Genomic DNA, 15,929 nt, shown 5'->3' with positions numbered 1-15,929 from the left:
CTTATTCAACTGGATGCAACAAACCATCCACCAAACTTAGCTGACGATCCATTCGTTTGGCCAAGTCCAAATCATGGGTAACGATCAACAACGCAGTCTGTAGTTCCTGATTCAGTTCCAACATCAATTCAAACACCTGTTCGGCGGTTTCGTGATCCAGGTTACCGGTCGGTTCATCCGCCAAAATGATAGCCGGACGTGTAATCAATGCTCTTGCAATCGAAACTCTCTGACGCTCTCCACCCGACAACTCGCTCGGTTTGTGGTGAATACGCTCTCCCAACCCGACGCGCTTCAACAACGCTTCGGCCTTCTGTTGAGCGGTTTTAGCAGACTCACGTCGAATCTTCAGGGGCACCATTACATTTTCCAAAGCGCTCAATTCAGGCAGCAAATGGTGAAACTGATAGATAAATCCCATATGGCTGTTACGCATATGGCCGCGCTTGATTGCGCTCAAAGTAGAGAACGGCTGCGCCATCAACGAGACGGCCCCTGTGGTAGGCTGATCCAGTCCTGCCAACAGATGAAGCAAAGTACTCTTACCGGAACCGGAAGCGCCTATGATCGCGACCTTTTCACCCGCCGCAACGTCGAGTTCTGCACCATTAAGCACCTGAGTTGAAATCACGCCTTCCTGATAAATTTTCTTCAATCCTTGTGCGGACAGTACCATCTTATCCATTTCCTTATTCATAACGTAGAGCCTCCGCAGGATGCACCTTGGCGGCTTTTCTGGCCGGATACAGCGTGGCAAGCAACGTAAGCAGGAACGCTAATCCTGTTATGTACCAGACATCACCCCATTCCAGCTTGGACGGAACTTGGCTGATGTAATAGACATCTGCCGGGAAGAACTTGAACCCGAGCAGGTTTTCGATAAACGGTACGATCACATCGATATTCAAAGAAAGCGTGACACCGCCCAAAAGGCCGAAAATCGCACCGGTCAAACCGATCACCAACCCCTGGATGATGAAAATTGACTGAATACTGTTCGGTGTCGCCCCCAGCGTTCTCAATACGGCAATATCACTCTGTTTATCGGTGACCACCATCACCATGGTTGAAACGATATTGAAAGCAGCCACCATAATGATCAATGCCAAAACGATGAACATCATGCGCTTCTCCATCTCGATCGCCTTGAAGAAATTGGCGTGTTGCTGTGTCCAATCTCGAACATACAAAGGTCTATCCATATGCTGCGCGATTTCGTGGCGTACCTCACGAACATCGAACATGTTTTTTATGCGGAGCTGTAAAGCACCGACAGCGTCATTGTATTTGAATACTTTTTGCGCATCCTTAATGTGAATAATCGCCAATCCACTGTCGTATTCGTGCATACCCGCGTTAAATAAGCCAATGACGGTAAAGCGCTTAATTCTAGGCACCATCCCTACAGGAGAAAAGGTTCCCTGCGGGGCAATCAAAGTCACCTTGTCGCCGACCGAAACCCCAAGACTGCCGGCCAGTTCGGACCCCAGAATCATCCCGTATTCCTTGGAATGCAAGTCCGCCAGTTTGCCATGCAGCATCTTGCTGTCGATGTCGGCCACCTGATCTTCGTAATCCGGATTAATCCCTCGGATCGCGGCACCTTTCACCTCACGACCACTGGTCAGCATCCCCTGTTCCATAATGTTCGGAGCAGCCCCCTCAACATCCGGCAATTTAATCACCGTTTGATACAGGCTCTCCCAGTCGCGCAGACGCGAATCGCTTTCGGTGAGTGTCAAGTGAGCAGTCATCCCCAGAATCCGATCACGCAATTCCTGTTGGAATCCGTTCATGATCGACAACACCGTGATCAAAGCCATCACACCCAGTGCAATACCGATAATCGATGAAAGAGAGATGAAGGAAATGAAACCGTTACGCCGTTTGGCTTTGGTATAACGCAGTCCTAAAAACAGTTCGTAAGGCAGTTTAAACATAATCAGTTTGAAGTTCCGTTTGATGTGTTTCAGTCATGATCACCACGGTGAACAGGATTGAAGATAGGTAAACTATAGTTGTATACAATAGCCGAAATTCTCATTATCAAAACGACTAAAATCGAAATGGTGATCGCCAACTCCTGACTTTCGATGTTTTGCATAAGTACCAGCAAAACACTCGCCCCCATAAACGATGCGGTCGCATAAATCTCTTTTCGGAAAATCAGTGGCACTTCGCCCACTAATACATCTCGTATCACCCCGCCGGCCGCCCCGGTCATTATACCGGTCATGATGACAATCGGATCGCTCAATCCTAAAGCAAGCGCTTTCTGCGAACCAATCACGGTAAACACAGCCAATCCCAACGCATCCAAAAACAGCAAAAGCCGCATCGGAACAGGTCGGAAACGAGCATAGAAAAACATGAACAGGGCTGAAATGACAATTACATAAATGTAAACCGGCTGGGTAATCCAGAAGACGGGTTGTCCCAGAATGACGTCGCGGAGAGTTCCACCACCGATGGCCGTTACCATTGCGATCACGATTGCACCGAACAGGTCGAGCTGTTTACGGCTTGCCGCCAAAAGGCCGGTAAACGCAAACACCACCGTTCCAAGCAGATCTAGATAATGTAGAGATAGGACAAAACTCATGGGCGTATTATAAAGCAAATAAAAAAAAACACCCTCTAAGTTGAGGGTGTTTTCATCCGGAGTCAAATCACTATCCGATTCGATTCCAGTTCAGGCAGTCAAACGCAATTATTTATCGGACTTCAAGCGGTTGATACCCAACATTTTCATAATGTACTTCTGGTAAATCGGCTCGGAGTTACCGGCTTTCATATTACGGATGAAGTATTTCTCAAATGCAATCTTCGCCAAGTGAACCCACTTACCTTTCTTAGCCCAAGTCAGGTTACGCGGAGGAATCTGAGGCAAGGCAACGAAAGCCGCACCGGAATCACCCATATCCGCCAAACAAACCGTATTCCAAGTTGGTTCCTCGTGAGGCTCCTTACCTTCAAGGTTAGCTTCGATGTTATGACAGATCGCCGTTACCATCGATTCGATCATCAGACCGGTTTTAGGCGTACCACAAGGCACCGGACACTTGGTATCTACCGGAGGAATCGCAATCCCTACACCCAAAGCGTAGATGTTATGGAAAGTCGGGTTACGGCTGAACTTATCTACTTTCACAAAACCTCGTGGATTCACCAAAGGTCCACCCATTTTCTCCGGATCGGCATCAACCATTTCCTGCAAGAACTTCGAGCCCTTGAACGCAGGCAACATCATTGAATATTTGAACGGCAATTCGTGCTGATTGATAACGTCACCCTGGTTATTGTGTTCGTCGACGTACATCATACCGTCTTCAATCTTGGTGACTTTCGCGTTACAAATCCAGTTGATGTGTCTCGCACGCATTTCAGATTCCATCAAACCTTTGGAATCACCAACACCACCAAGACCCAAATGGCCGATATAAGGCTCAGCTGTAACGAAGGTCATCGGAACCTGGCTACGGATTTTACGCTTACGCAAGTCCGTTTCCATGATCATTGCGAATTCGTAAGCAGGCCCGAAACAAGATGCACCTTGAACCGCACCGACAATGATTGGTCCCGGCTCTTTACAAAATTCTTCCCATTGGTCGTAAGCTTCTACAGCATGAGGTGTGGTACAAACCGAAACTGTGTTACCACCATGGCTCTTAGGCCCGAAACCTTCTACTTCATCGAACGCCAAAGCAGGACCGGTCGCAAGAATAAGATAGTCATAATCCATCTCGGTACCGTCGTCCAATGTAATTTTGTTGTTTTCAGGATCCAAACCAGTACAAGTCTGGTTATAGAATTCGATTCCCTTGCGAGTCAGATATGGCTCTAGTTTGAAAGAGATGTCTTCCGGCTTTCTCCAGCCTACCGCTACCCATGGGTTTGACGGAACAAAATTGAACTCGTCAATGGCGTTTACTACTTTGATTGTATGTCCCTTATCCAGATGCTTACGAATATCGTAAGACATTGGTAATCCACCTGTACTCGATCCAACCACAACAACTGTTGCCATGCTTCTTTCCTTCTGATTTTTTTATGCGTTATTTAATTGCGATGTATATTTTCGTTATATTTTTTATCAGTGTTATACATTCTATTAATAGTAGTTAATTAGGCTTACTTATTGACAAGCTCTACTTAACTTCCGTTACAGCATAATGGACTATAGAACCTTAAATTAAAAATAAAATTTACATATCACTAATATTAATTATCTTAATTAATGAACAAATTAATTTTCGATCACCAGAAATCTAACGCACCCTGAACAAAAGGTAAGCCGGAACCAGAAAAAGCGTGATAAACGTGGCAATCACCAAAGCCGCCATCGTCATCAGACTGGCCTGCTGAACCAGCGTCTGCCCGCTGAATAACAGAACCGCCATGCCCAGCATCATAATCCAACTCGTCATCCAAATCGGACGACCGACACTCGCCATTGAGTAACGAACCGCCGACTCGGGGTCGGAAAACAAGCCCTGCTTAGCCCGAACATAGCGTGAAAAGAAATGAATGCCGTCATCCACAATTAAGCCCATTGGCATCATAACCAGCAGCAAAGACAACGATGATTCAGGAGTGAGCAGAACAAATACTAAAATGGAACAAACCAACGCCAACAAGTTCGACAAAGTATTCAATAGCGACAGCTTGACGTCTTTCCAAAACAATGTGAACAGCACCAGCAGCAACGATACCACCCCCCATAACCCGTTAAAGGATGGCAGCGCTTCGTTTTGCAACCACAAAAGAACTGCAAACAATACTGCAAACAAACCCGTAATCGCCTTTACCTTATTCGGCGACGCCTTCATCCATTTGACTACGGAGACATAACCGTAACGGTCGTCACTGTTACCGACCCGGAATTCCAGCAGCCAACTCAATAAAATCATCGGCAACAGAGTCAGCGTCGCCAGATAGCTCATCAAAGCGCCGATGCCGACAATCCACGCCATACCAGCCAGTTCCGGCTCATACCAAGCGGCAAACGCAAACCCGAGCATGGAAGTGAAATTGGACAGAAATATTGGGGAATTATTCAGTTTCAAAGCCTCGGCGACCGCATCGAACTGGAACAGGCCTCTCGCCATCTCACGCAACAGAGTGCTCAAGATGTGAATCAGGTTACTGGTCATGATGGTAACAAGCACCACCAACCCAAGCAGACTATTTGCATCCAACGACTTACCTAGCCAACCAAGCGCGCCGAGGCTTATCGCCAATATGTACAGACTCAATCCGACTTGTAACAGAGCAGTCTTCATCGAATCCAGAAACTTTGCGACCGCCGCCCCCATCAATACAATCGCCAATAACAAGAGGCCCCATGACTCTGCGGAAACCTGCTGCTGTAAATTCATTGCACCGGCAGCAATAAGCAGACTCAGTCCTCCCCAAACAACACCGAACACCACCTTGTTATGTGCAATGATCTGCACCCAGCTAAAAGCCCAATTTCCGTACATAAGGTTCCTTGCTTTGTTATTTATTTCTCTACTGCCACATAAAACTAAGGAGAATTGCAATTCAGTCCCCACGGCTCCAGACGGTAGTTTAAAATATTGAGCTTTGATATTTTTACAGAATTGATCGTTGAACATGAAATCATTGAGATCCCTGCTGGCTCTAGACCCGATTCCGCTTAAAGGCAACCGCTCTTACTGGGCGCCCCTGAACCCGTCGGAACAAACCCTTGCCATCGCAAACCAAAGTCTAAACTCAGCAGGCCTGGTAGTTGTGCTCACCGCCGACTCGCAAACTGCCAACCGCCTCATCGACGAGCTGAAGTTCTTTACTCTTGGCTCGCAGACACTTCTTAATTTTCCGGAATGGGAGACCCTGCCCTACGATCAGTTCTCGCCGCATCAGGATATCATTTCGGAACGCCTCAAAACCCTGTACCAACTACCGGATACGGAAAAAGGCATTCTGATCCTGCCAATCGCCACTTTGATGCAAAGGGTCGTGCCGCACGAATACATCCAGAAGTTCACCTTCCTGTTGTCCGTCGGCGAACAATTGAATATCGAATCCTTCGCCCAGAAACTTGAAAACGGCGGCTACCAGAGAGTCAGTCAGGTCATGGAACACGGTGAATTCGCCATTCGCGGATCGATCATCGACCTCTACCCGATGGGCAGTAAACTACCCTATCGCATCGACCTTTTCGACGACGAAATCGAATCGATCCGCAGTTTCGATCCGGAAACCCAGCGTTCCATCGGCCAGATCGAAGACATCCAGCTATTGCCGGCCAAAGAGTACAACTTCACTCAGGAAGGCATCGACCTATTCCGCCAGAAGTTCAAGCAGGCATTCGGTGACGACAGCCGGACTTCCCAACTCTATCAATCGGTCAGCGAATCCAAAACCGTCAGTGGGCTGGAATATTACCTGCCGCTGTTCCATGAACAGCTCACCTCGCTGTTCGATTACCTGCCGGACAATACCCTGTTCTTCGATTTCGACCAGATCGAAACCACCATCGACCAGGTACAACACGACTTCGACGAACGCTACCAGATCGGACAACACAATCCAGACTACCCGATTCTGAGACCGGAAGAACTCATTCTATCCAAGACGGAGTTCCTGACCGCAATCAAGCCATACCATCGCATCAGCTTGCAAGCGGATAAAAACGATAAGAGCACCACAATTTTCGACACCTTGACCCTGCCACCGCTGAATGTGCAAACCGACAGTGAATACCCTCTGGCTCGTCTGAACGCTTTCTGCGATCAATACAAAGGTCGTGTCATCTACAGCGCGGAAAGCACCGGGCGTCGCGAAACCTTGATGACCCTGCTCGGCAAACACAAACAGCATCCGCAGATTGTCCATAACTGGACCGAAGCGCTTGAGTCGGATCAGCCATATACAATTGTCGTCAGTCCGCTGGAACACTCAATTCATACGCCGGAACTGAGCGTCATCTGTGAAGCGCAGATCTTCGGACAGACCGTCGTGCAGAAACGTCGCAGAAAACGCAAGCACAGCGATTTCGATGCAGCCATCAACAACCTGATCGAACTCGACATCGGCAGCCCGATCGTCCACATCGATCACGGTGTCGGCCGTTATCAGGGACTGGTAACGCTAGAGATTCAAGGTGAATCACGCGAATTTCTGATGATCGAATACGCCGGCGAAGCCAAACTCTATGTGCCGGTAACCTCGCTTCACCTGATCAGCCGCTATACCGGTGCCACGCCGGAGAGCGCACCTTTACACAAGCTCGGCAGCGACAAGTGGGAAAAAGCCAAGCGCAAGGCGGCGGAAAAAGTGCATGACGTCGCCGCGGAACTGCTCGATATTTATGCGCAGCGTGAAGCGCGTCCGGGTTACGCCTTCCAAACCCCAGAAGAAGCCTATCAACGCTTTTCCGCCAGCTTCCCGTTTGAAGAGACACCGGATCAGCAACAGGCGATCGAAGCCGTCATCCACGACATGCACTCTGCTCGACCGATGGACCGTCTGGTCTGCGGCGACGTCGGTTTCGGGAAAACCGAAGTGGCCATGCGTGCTGCCTTCATAGCTGCTTACGACGGTAAACAGGTCGCCATGCTGGTGCCGACCACCCTGCTAGCGCAACAGCACCTTGAAAACTTCCGCAACCGTTTCTCCGACTGGCCAGTTCGGATCGAAGTGCTTTCACGCTTCCAGACGGCCAAAGAACAGAAACAGGTGCTGGCCGATTTGGAAGCAGGCAAGGTCGACATCATCATCGGAACCCACAAGCTGATCCAGAAAGATGTCAAATACGCGAATATCGGCCTGATCATCATCGACGAGGAGCACCGTTTCGGCGTACGCCAGAAAGAACAGCTCAAAAAGCTTCGTACCGAAGTCGACGTCCTCACCATGACCGCGACGCCGATTCCACGTACCCTGAACATGGCGATGAACGATCTGCGCGATCTTTCCATCATCGCCACACCGCCTGCCAAACGTCTGGCGGTGCAGACTTTCGTGCAGGAATGGAACGAAGATACGGTACGCGAGGCCTGTCTGCGAGAAATCCGCCGTGGCGGTCAGATCTATCTGCTCTATAACAACGTCGACCGAATCGAGAAGATGGTCGAAGACATGCAAGCTTTGATTCCGGAAGCCAAGGTCGATTACGCCCACGGGCAGATGAACGAACGCGAACTGGAAACGGTGATGGAGAACTTCTACCACCGCCGTTTTAACATCCTCGTATGTACCACCATTATCGAAACCGGTATCGACATCCCGACCGCCAACACCATCCTGATCCACCGTGCCGACAAATTCGGTCTTGCTCAGTTGCATCAGTTGCGTGGCCGTGTCGGTCGTTCGCACCACAAGGCCTATGCCTACATGTTCACGGCAGGTAAATCCCTACTGACCAGTGACGCGGAAAAGCGTCTGACCGCCATCGCCAAACACGACACCCTTGGTGCCGGATTCATGCTTGCCAGCCATGACCTTGAAATCCGTGGTGCCGGTGAACTGTTGGGAGACGGCCAGTCCGGCCAAATACAGGAAGTCGGTTTCGGACTCTACAGCGAACTATTGGACCGCGCCGTCAAAGCGCTCAAGTCCGGTAAACAGCCCGAACTGGACACCACTTTGCATACCGGCTCGGAAGTTGACCTCGGCGTACCGGCACTGATTCCAGAAGATTATCTGCCGGACATCCATACCCGCCTGGTGTTCTACAAACGCATCGCCAGCGCGGCGGCGGACAATGCCCTGTACGAACTGGAAGTCGAAATGATCGACCGTTTCGGATTATTGCCTCAACAGGTCAAAAACCTATTCGCGGTCACCCAGATCAAGCTGATCATCGAACCGATCGGCATCATCAAACTGGATGGCTCCGAAGCGATGATTCGCGTGCAGTTCAACAACCAACCGAATATCGACCCGATGAAGCTCATCAAACTGATTCAGGCCTACCCGAAAAACTACCAATTAAAAGGCCAGACCGAATTGAAGTTTTTCGATACAATGCCCACTATAGAATCCAGAATCGCCGCCATCGAACATATGATTAAATCGATCAAAGCCGACTGAGATAAAGATGATTTTTAAACCCATGAATTCAACAGGCCTGTCCAAAATGCAAAACCGCTTGGCTAAGTTCCTAAACGCTTCCCTGATTGCCGTACTGTTCCTATTCAGCAGTGTCTTTTCAAGCGCACACGCCGAAGAAGAGATTCCAAACTACACCATCGAAGTGATTATTTTCGAAACCTTTGCTTTGAAAAGCTGGACCGAAGAATACTGGCCGGAAGAGTTCGAATCGCCGGATTACGACAACGCATTGATCCTACAGGACTTGCTTAGCGGCGCCACCGACAGCGGAGCGATGAACATCAAACCGCAAGCCAATGAACTCACTTCCGAAGCCGAAAAATTATCGCCACGCAAAGGTTACCGAATCTTGTACCATCAAACCTGGTCACAAAACACCACGGACGACAAGAACATGCCAAAACTGGCCATCGACAACAGCAACATGGACGGAGCCGGTTCCATGGTCAGCGGAACCATCAAACTCTATAAGAGCCGCTATGCACACGTCGACTTCGACTTGGATTTCGAACGCAAAATTCCGGATCGCGTTAAAGAAGATTTCATGTCCAACCAGAAACTGACGGAAGAAGACATCCTTCCTGAAACCTGGCACTTCCACCTTAAGGAATCACGTAAAATTCGCCCTAACCAACTGCACTATATCGACCATCCGCTGTTCGGTATTCTGGTTCAGATGCGCTATAACGGTCCGGCCTCAAGCACCGTTCAGAACTAATAAAAAGAACGCATATAAAAAAAGCCCTTAACGGGCTTTTTTCTTTTACAACGGCCGAGAGCCGTAAAGTATTCTTAACGCTTGCAACGATAGACGTCAAAAACCATCTGACCGTCTTTGACTGGCGCACGGGCAACGATCGTGTCTCCGCCCATCACTGCCGCCTCGTTCTTGGCCAAAACAATCAACTCCTCGGTCATCTTATCGGCGTCACGCTCGATAAAACCGATCTTATCCTTGACCAGAGAACGCGTGTAACCTAACTTCTTACACATCGTCACCTCTTCATAACCGCGCAACATCACCTGATTTCCCTCTTCGGTGACCTTAACCCAACTGCACGCCGTCAGACTCAACACGGCAACAGACAGTAACACGCCTCTAAGCAACATACCCTCTCCTTATTTTTTAAAAACCGCCGCTAAAGCGATTAGAATAGAATTTAGATTCCTATTTAACCATGTCTGTAGAGAACGATGCAAAAGCCTTACGCCCAATCCAGTGAAGAAAACAAACAGGTCATTTTAGAGGCCATCCGTCCACTTTTACATGATTGCCGCCGGATACTCGAAATCGGCAGCGGTACCGGACAACATGCCATATTTTTCGGCGAACATATGCCCTTCCTGACCTGGCAGACTTCCGAACTACCGGAAAACCATCCGGGAATACTGTTATGGCTTGAAGAAGCCGGGCTTGAAAATGTTCTGCCGCCGATAGAGTTGAACGTCTCCGGAAACGATTGGCCGGAAACAACTTATGATGCCGTCTTTACCGCCAACACCTTTCACATCATGAGCCACCAAAACGTCAGCGACCTGTTCGCAAACCTGACAGGCCTGCTCAATTCAAACGGTTTACTGGTGGTTTACGGCCCGTTCAATTTCAACGGTGATTACACCAGCGACAGCAACCGGCAGTTCGACCAATTTCTGAAGAACCGTGATCCAGATAGCGGTATAAAAGATTTTGAATGGCTCAACGAATTGGCGGCAGAAGCCGGACTGATGTTCAAACAGGACATCGCCATGCCGCAGAACAATCGTATTCTGTGCTGGCAGAAACCCTAAATTAGAGAGGATAGTGAATGGCGCGTTGGTTCATCATCGCAGGGTTGGCACTGGTCGGAATCGGCTTGATCCTGCACTTCGCTCCTTGGATGCTCAACTGGTTCGGCCGACTGCCCGGCGACATCGACATCAAATCTGAAAACGGCCGCGTCTTCGTGCCGATCACCTCAATGATCGTCGTCAGCTTGATACTGACAGTCATCATCAATCTGTTCAGGCATTAAGAAACCAAGTCCGGACACTCACTGAAGTTTTGGCGTTAGCTTGCAGCTAGCGCCATAGATTCAAAAGACTTATGCCTTCAGAGGCTTCACGTTCAGCAAGGAAACGAACAGGGACAGAACGATCGTACCAAAGGCGAAACAGAACATACCTTGCGCTGAAACCAGCAACCAGGTGGTCACATTCGCCGGATCGAACGGCCCGGAAAGCGTAAAGTGGATATTGACGGCTTCAATGAATCCGATCAGGTGCAAACCGCCCAACAGATAATCCGGTACTTCTTCAAACACGCCGATGATCTGGTAAACCGTCGAAAACAGTAGCATCGCGGTAATGTAGTTGACGATTGCCAACACGATTACCCTTCCGGTCGCCGAAATCGCTGCGCCCTCGGTAATTTTACAAATACCGAACAGAATTACCCCGATCTCTTTATTGATGATTCCCAGGATACGGAAGAGCGCCAGTACGGCAATCCAGCCTGGCAGATGGTAGAAAAAGGTCGACACCAACAATCCGGCAGACAGGAACAGCCAACTGACGATATAGAATTCGGACAAGAACAGACGCTTGTCCCTCAAGGCCTGCCATTCGCTTGATTCGGGATGATAGTTTTTTTCACGCTGTTTGTAATAGTGATCTACCCAATAATATGGGGACAACGCGAAAATGAATCGGATCAAATTTTTGACCACTTCGGTAATGTTCACAACCTCTCCTTTAAAGGTTAATTGCCGAAAGCGATACGGTCGCCCTGCCATAGCAAAGGCCAACCATCCTGCTTATATTGTTTTGCATTCTGTTCGTTTAAGCCGTGACCCAGAATATAACGCCCTCTGTCCAGCCACGGTTTCACATCTTCAAAACTCGCATGCCATCTATTCGGTTTCGGGCGGGCATCCATGATGAACACCTCGGCTTCATCCAAAAGCGTATACAGCTCCGGTACTAAAGTTGTATCACCGCTATAGGAAAGCAACGGCTCGCCGTCACGCCGGACCAGAAAACCGCAACTGAATTCGGAATGGCTCCCCGGATAAAATGTAATATCCAGACCATGCGCTAAATCAATTGTCTCCGCCGTTTCCGGAGAACGCCAATCGGCCAGTTCGTCGGCCGTAATCAATTGTAAATGTTCGGCCACTCTATGAAGTTTGAGCTGCTCGGCCACCTCACAATGGGAAATCACTTCAAGCTTACGCCCTTGCGCTTGCTCAACCCTCAATACCACCGGTAATTCACCTGCATGGTCACTGTGATTATGAGTGATGATGATCTGCTTAGGAAATCCGCCGAAAGCCTCCAACACCTGTTGGCCAACGCCTAACCCCAAGTCCACCAGACAAAAAGGCTGACCATCTGCCAGCAACATGAAACCGCTACTGGGCAACGCATTGTAAACGGCCGAGTCTCCCGCCCCGCTTCCCAACACCGAAATTTCAAAGTTCATGTTACTCAAACTGTTGATTATCCAATCAAATAATATGGTTATCAGTTACAAATATAACTGCGATTTCGGTGAATGTCTTCTATTCGATAATTTTTTATCACTAAGCCCGTTAAATCGGCGCCTATTTTAGACAAAAACCCTTTCCTATATAAGAGGGAATTTTACACATTCAATATAAAAAACCCGCTAAATCGCGGGTTTGTATAGAAAGAACTCAACATTCAAACCATGAATCAGAGCATTTCCAAACGATCCTCGAATTTCTCGAGTGCTTCGACCACACAGGCCTCGTCCTTTTCTCCGCCCGGCGCGCCGCTCACACCGACCGCTCCGATGCGAACCCCGCCACTGACGATTGGTACCGCACCCACCATCATCAAAATGCCGTTCACATGATTCAACTCCGGACGGATATCACCGCGCATTTCCCGGAACTGACCCGATTTCAAACCGGACATGATCGTCGCATTGGCTTTCTCTTCCGCGATCTGCAAAGTGAATCTCGAAGCATAATCATCTCGTAGAGCCGCGCGCTGATTACCGTGACGATCAACCACTACGGCACTCACCGAAAAGCCGTTTTTACGACACACCATAATCGCTTCCGATGCGATATCTCGCGCCAGCTCCATGCCGATACTCTTCTCCTGCACCACGTCTTCCGCCTGTACGGAAAAAGCCATGCAACCCATCAAAGCCACTAAACCAAACCGTTTCAATCCAGCCATGCTTCAATCTCCACTCTGAGTTAATCTTGGCTTCATTTTAGACAAGCTTTGGCATTTGTCGAGCAAACAATACGCCCTTATGGTTAAAATGATCACCATATTTAAAACATAGAAAAAAACAAACATGACAACCCAACTTTATACAGTCTGCAAACTTGGTAACGGCCAACTTTCGGTCATGCCTAAACCCGACCACGAACAGATGGAACGCGACGTCCGTCACTACCGTTCCCAAGGCGTCACCAAAGTGATCAGCCTACTGCTTCCTAAAGAAATTGAAGAACTGCAAATGCAGCAGGAACCTGAAGTGTGCGATGCCCATGAGATCGAATTTGTTAACTTCTCGATCAAAGACATGTCCGTACCTGAAATGGATGACCTTCAGACATTTAACACACAACTGAAACAGGATCTGGAAAACGGTCATCATCTCGCTATCCATTGCCATGGCGGACGCGGGCGCGCCGGAATCGTCGCCATCAGCTTGATGGTGGAACACGGCATTTCCGCCGAACAAGCGATTGAAATGGCCTCTAAGGCACGCGGTGACCGCATGCCGGTCAACGAACTACAAACCGAGTTCGTCAAAAATTATCAGCCAGCCTCTTAAAACCGCATAACCGGACAGGCCTGTCCGGTTGTCAAATAACCTTAATTTTTCTCTCTGTATTCAGCCCTGCATTGCGTGTTAGTATTGCCCTTAAATCAATATGTAATGCCCGCTACTATTTTCTTAACAAGAAAAACGAATGTAGATTCATCAACGATCCATTATTGAGGACTATTATGGAACACGCTTACCCGAACCTTTTATCCCCCGTTAAACTGGGAGCGATCGAACTGCCCAACCGTATCGTCATGGCGCCTTTAACCCGTGCCCGTGCAGGAGTTGAACACATTCCAAACGACTTGATGGCCGAACACTATTCACAGCGTGCAAGCGGTGGTCTCCTTATTGCCGAAGCCACCATGGCGATGGAAGGTTGCAGCGCATTCTGGAAAGAACCTGGCATCTATTCCGACGAACAGGTTAAAGCATGGAAAAAAGTCACCGATGCCGTACACGACAAAGGCGGCCGCATCTTCCTGCAAATCTGGCATGGTGGCCGCGCCTGTCATCCAGCCCTAAACAACGGTAAAGTTCCGGTTGCACCGAGCGCCATCGCCATTGAGGACGAAGTTCACACCCCGGACGGAAAACTGCCATACACCGTACCTCGCGAACTGGCTTTGGAAGAAATCCCGACCATCATCGAAGGTTTCAAACAAGCGGCAATCAATGCCAAAGCGGCCGGTTTCGACGGTGTCGAAGTGCACGGTGCCAACGGTTATCTACTGGACCAGTTCCTGCGCGACGGCAGCAATAAACGCACGGACGCTTACGGTGGCCCGATCGAAAACCGCGCCCGTTTGATGCTGGAAGTACTTGAAGTGGTCTGTGATGTTTGGGGCAGCGATCGAGTTGGATTGCGTATCTCGCCGGTAAACAGCTTCAACAGCATGCGAGACAGTGATCCATTGGCTTTAAGTAAATGGCTGAGTGAAAAACTGAACGAATTTGATTTAGCCTATCTGCACGTCATGCGCAGCGACTTTTTCGGCGTACAGAAAGAAGACGTACTTTCAGTTTGTGAACAACATTACCAAGGCAACCTCATCGGCAATATGGGGTATTCCGCAGAAGAAGCCGAAGTGGCGATTGCTGATGGTAATCTGGAAGCCGTCGCGTTTGGTGTCCCTTATCTTGCCAATCCGGATTTACCGGAACGATTCAAAGCGGGCGCGCCATTAAACGAAGCGGATCCAAACACCTTCTACACCGAAGGAGCAGAAGGCTACAACGACTATCCCTTTATGGAAGCGTAAACCTTTCAACAATATAAAACCGAACAGGCCTGTTCGGTTTTATTTCTCTTCCAATTCAAAGCATTACGATTGGTTCTTAACACCTTTAACCAACAAATAAATCGCGAATCCCAACTCGGCGATTAACGGAATCACGTAAACCGGTTCCATCATCGAAGCGTAATCCGGAAAGGCAAACCGCGTGAAGCTCCCCGCCAAATAAACAACTGCCGCGGCAATCAATCCATACCCCAGCAAAGACGGAAAATAATCGGCCTTGATTACAAGGTAACCCAGAATCAGATTAGAAAGCCCGAAGAATAGTAACCCCAAATCATAGCCGTGACTATGCAGCTCCAAAAAGAGCGACGCCATCGCATTCAATTGCGCTGTTTCAAAACCACCTACATAGACACTGCCGTTAAGCAGCAATGCCGCAGCATAGTAATTGAGTAGGTTGAACCCTAGAATTGAAGCCTGTGTCAGCCTGAACGCCGCCGCCATCAACGCCAACGTATTACTGACCGGTTTGAGCAAAACATAGAAAAGCACTGCAATGGCAACATCACTCAACAACATGATCGAATCAGCGACAAAACCGAGTCGGAACAGCGAATCCGACGCCACGATATTCGATGCCGTCGCCGCAGCATCCCCGTCGACAATCAAGCTGGAACGAATGAAAACTTCACTGCCGATGCCACAGACGATGATAATCAAATACAACCACCCCGCCGTTCTGGCGAGGGATGAAAACGATTCCGTATTGATGTTTTGTCCCGTCATTCCAATTCACTCCAATTGTCTTTAGGTTG

The 15,929-nt window shown here is 48.9% G+C and carries 16 protein-coding genes; 6 read left to right on the top strand and 10 right to left on the bottom strand.

All coding sequences use genetic code 11. From position 1 onward, the window contains the following. Position 1 precedes the first annotated feature (1 nt). The 5 genes from lolD to QCB45_RS00870 form a co-directional block, all read right to left on the bottom strand. Positions 2 to 697 carry a lipoprotein-releasing ABC transporter ATP-binding protein LolD gene (lolD, locus tag QCB45_RS00890; protein ID WP_279418664.1) on the bottom strand — a complete coding sequence of 232 codons (696 nt, stop codon included), beginning with the start codon at positions 695 to 697 and terminating at the stop codon, positions 2 to 4. Beyond that, complete coding sequence (locus tag QCB45_RS00885; RefSeq protein ID WP_279418663.1) at positions 690 to 1,940, bottom strand: lipoprotein-releasing ABC transporter permease subunit; 1,251 nt, start codon at positions 1,938 to 1,940, stop codon at positions 690 to 692. The genes lolD and QCB45_RS00885 overlap by 8 nt, the downstream gene beginning before the upstream one ends. 29 nt (positions 1,941 to 1,969) lie before the next feature. Beyond that, positions 1,970 to 2,602, bottom strand: a complete 633-nt coding sequence (locus QCB45_RS00880; RefSeq protein WP_279418662.1) for a trimeric intracellular cation channel family protein — start codon at positions 2,600 to 2,602, stop codon at positions 1,970 to 1,972. Between the two features lie 108 nt (positions 2,603 to 2,710). Further along, positions 2,711 to 4,027 (bottom strand): FAD/NAD(P)-binding oxidoreductase, encoded by a 1,317-nt coding sequence (locus QCB45_RS00875; protein WP_279418661.1) that lies wholly within the window; start codon positions 4,025 to 4,027, stop codon positions 2,711 to 2,713. A 241-nt stretch (positions 4,028 to 4,268) separates the two neighbouring features. Beyond that, positions 4,269 to 5,483 carry an MMPL family transporter gene (locus QCB45_RS00870; RefSeq protein ID WP_279418660.1) on the bottom strand — a complete coding sequence of 405 codons (1,215 nt, stop codon included), beginning with the start codon at positions 5,481 to 5,483 and terminating at the stop codon, positions 4,269 to 4,271. A 133-nt stretch (positions 5,484 to 5,616) separates the two neighbouring features. On the opposite strand from QCB45_RS00870, the gene mfd reads away from it, so the two are divergent. Next, on the top strand, positions 5,617 to 9,060 hold the full coding sequence (gene mfd / locus QCB45_RS00865) for a transcription-repair coupling factor (RefSeq protein WP_279418659.1): 3,444 nt from the start codon (positions 5,617 to 5,619) through the stop codon (positions 9,058 to 9,060). 7 nt (positions 9,061 to 9,067) lie between these two features. Beyond that, on the top strand, positions 9,068 to 9,799 hold the full coding sequence (locus tag QCB45_RS00860; RefSeq protein ID WP_279418658.1) for a peptidoglycan binding protein CsiV: 732 nt from the start codon (positions 9,068 to 9,070) through the stop codon (positions 9,797 to 9,799). Positions 9,800 to 9,873: 74 nt separating this feature from the next. Here the strand turns inward: QCB45_RS00860 and QCB45_RS00855 are convergent, their stop codons facing one another. Next, the gene (locus QCB45_RS00855) at positions 9,874 to 10,191 is read right to left on the bottom strand and encodes a DUF4156 domain-containing protein (protein WP_279418657.1); all 318 of its coding nucleotides are present in this window, start codon (positions 10,189 to 10,191) and stop codon (positions 9,874 to 9,876) included. An 84-nt stretch (positions 10,192 to 10,275) separates the two neighbouring features. Between QCB45_RS00855 and QCB45_RS00850 the strand changes: the two genes are divergently transcribed. Both QCB45_RS00850 and QCB45_RS00845 read left to right on the top strand, forming a co-directional pair. Continuing rightward, a complete protein-coding gene (locus tag QCB45_RS00850) occupies positions 10,276 to 10,869 on the top strand; it encodes a DUF938 domain-containing protein (RefSeq protein ID WP_279418656.1) in 594 nt (197 codons plus the stop codon). 17 nt (positions 10,870 to 10,886) lie between these two features. Further along, a complete protein-coding gene (locus QCB45_RS00845; RefSeq protein WP_279418655.1) occupies positions 10,887 to 11,093 on the top strand; it encodes a DUF2905 domain-containing protein in 207 nt (68 codons plus the stop codon). Positions 11,094 to 11,162: 69 nt separating this feature from the next. Here the strand turns inward: QCB45_RS00845 and QCB45_RS00840 are convergent, their stop codons facing one another. The 3 genes from QCB45_RS00840 to QCB45_RS00830 all read right to left on the bottom strand — a co-directional run bounded on the left by QCB45_RS00840 (position 11,163) and on the right by QCB45_RS00830 (position 13,269). Beyond that, the gene (locus tag QCB45_RS00840) at positions 11,163 to 11,801 is read right to left on the bottom strand and encodes a hypothetical protein (protein WP_279418654.1); all 639 of its coding nucleotides are present in this window, start codon (positions 11,799 to 11,801) and stop codon (positions 11,163 to 11,165) included. 17 nt (positions 11,802 to 11,818) lie between these two features. Further along, positions 11,819 to 12,541 carry an MBL fold metallo-hydrolase gene (locus QCB45_RS00835; protein ID WP_279418653.1) on the bottom strand — a complete coding sequence of 241 codons (723 nt, stop codon included), beginning with the start codon at positions 12,539 to 12,541 and terminating at the stop codon, positions 11,819 to 11,821. Between the two features lie 233 nt (positions 12,542 to 12,774). Next, entirely contained in the window at positions 12,775 to 13,269 is a 495-nt protein-coding gene (locus tag QCB45_RS00830) for a heme-binding protein (RefSeq protein ID WP_279418652.1), read from the bottom strand. A 124-nt stretch (positions 13,270 to 13,393) separates the two neighbouring features. On the opposite strand from QCB45_RS00830, the gene QCB45_RS00825 reads away from it, so the two are divergent. Together QCB45_RS00825 and QCB45_RS00820 are read left to right on the top strand one after the other, a co-directional pair. Next, positions 13,394 to 13,879 (top strand): hypothetical protein, encoded by a 486-nt coding sequence (locus QCB45_RS00825; protein WP_279418651.1) that lies wholly within the window; start codon positions 13,394 to 13,396, stop codon positions 13,877 to 13,879. Between the two features lie 176 nt (positions 13,880 to 14,055). Beyond that, positions 14,056 to 15,135, top strand: coding sequence for an alkene reductase (locus tag QCB45_RS00820; RefSeq protein ID WP_279418650.1), 1,080 nt, complete (start codon positions 14,056 to 14,058; stop codon positions 15,133 to 15,135). Positions 15,136 to 15,198: 63 nt separating this feature from the next. On the opposite strand, the gene QCB45_RS00815 is transcribed toward QCB45_RS00820, so the two are convergent. After that, positions 15,199 to 15,900, bottom strand: coding sequence for a DUF4386 domain-containing protein (locus tag QCB45_RS00815; protein WP_279418649.1), 702 nt, complete (start codon positions 15,898 to 15,900; stop codon positions 15,199 to 15,201). Between the last annotated feature and the right edge of the window lie 29 nt (positions 15,901 to 15,929).

The organism is Thiomicrorhabdus sp. ZW0627 (assembly GCF_029767005.1).
GTDB lineage: Bacteria > Pseudomonadota > Gammaproteobacteria > Thiomicrospirales > Thiomicrospiraceae > Thiomicrorhabdus.
Note: the sequence above shows the minus strand (reverse complement) of the source record. Positions and strands in the feature narration are given on the sequence as shown.

What these genes read in the sequence shown, in the direction of transcription:
- lolD (WP_279418664.1), bottom strand. Translation starts at nt 697, where the DNA reads ATGAATAAGGAAATGGATAAGATGGTACTGTCCGCACAAGGATTGAAG.
- QCB45_RS00815 (WP_279418649.1), bottom strand. Translation starts at nt 15,900, where the DNA reads ATGACGGGACAAAACATCAATACGGAATCGTTTTCATCCCTCGCCAGA.
- QCB45_RS00885 (WP_279418663.1), bottom strand. Translation starts at nt 1,940, where the DNA reads ATGTTTAAACTGCCTTACGAACTGTTTTTAGGACTGCGTTATACCAAA.
- QCB45_RS00850 (WP_279418656.1), top strand. Translation starts at nt 10,276, where the DNA reads ATGCAAAAGCCTTACGCCCAATCCAGTGAAGAAAACAAACAGGTCATT.
- QCB45_RS00820 (WP_279418650.1), top strand. Translation starts at nt 14,056, where the DNA reads ATGGAACACGCTTACCCGAACCTTTTATCCCCCGTTAAACTGGGAGCG.
- QCB45_RS00845 (WP_279418655.1), top strand. Translation starts at nt 10,887, where the DNA reads ATGGCGCGTTGGTTCATCATCGCAGGGTTGGCACTGGTCGGAATCGGC.
- QCB45_RS00880 (WP_279418662.1), bottom strand. Translation starts at nt 2,602, where the DNA reads ATGAGTTTTGTCCTATCTCTACATTATCTAGATCTGCTTGGAACGGTG.
- QCB45_RS00870 (WP_279418660.1), bottom strand. Translation starts at nt 5,483, where the DNA reads ATGTACGGAAATTGGGCTTTTAGCTGGGTGCAGATCATTGCACATAAC.
- QCB45_RS00825 (WP_279418651.1), top strand. Translation starts at nt 13,394, where the DNA reads ATGACAACCCAACTTTATACAGTCTGCAAACTTGGTAACGGCCAACTT.
- QCB45_RS00830 (WP_279418652.1), bottom strand. Translation starts at nt 13,269, where the DNA reads ATGGCTGGATTGAAACGGTTTGGTTTAGTGGCTTTGATGGGTTGCATG.
- QCB45_RS00875 (WP_279418661.1), bottom strand. Translation starts at nt 4,027, where the DNA reads ATGGCAACAGTTGTTGTGGTTGGATCGAGTACAGGTGGATTACCAATG.
- mfd (WP_279418659.1), top strand. Translation starts at nt 5,617, where the DNA reads ATGAAATCATTGAGATCCCTGCTGGCTCTAGACCCGATTCCGCTTAAA.
- QCB45_RS00835 (WP_279418653.1), bottom strand. Translation starts at nt 12,541, where the DNA reads ATGAACTTTGAAATTTCGGTGTTGGGAAGCGGGGCGGGAGACTCGGCC.
- QCB45_RS00860 (WP_279418658.1), top strand. Translation starts at nt 9,068, where the DNA reads ATGATTTTTAAACCCATGAATTCAACAGGCCTGTCCAAAATGCAAAAC.
- QCB45_RS00855 (WP_279418657.1), bottom strand. Translation starts at nt 10,191, where the DNA reads ATGTTGCTTAGAGGCGTGTTACTGTCTGTTGCCGTGTTGAGTCTGACG.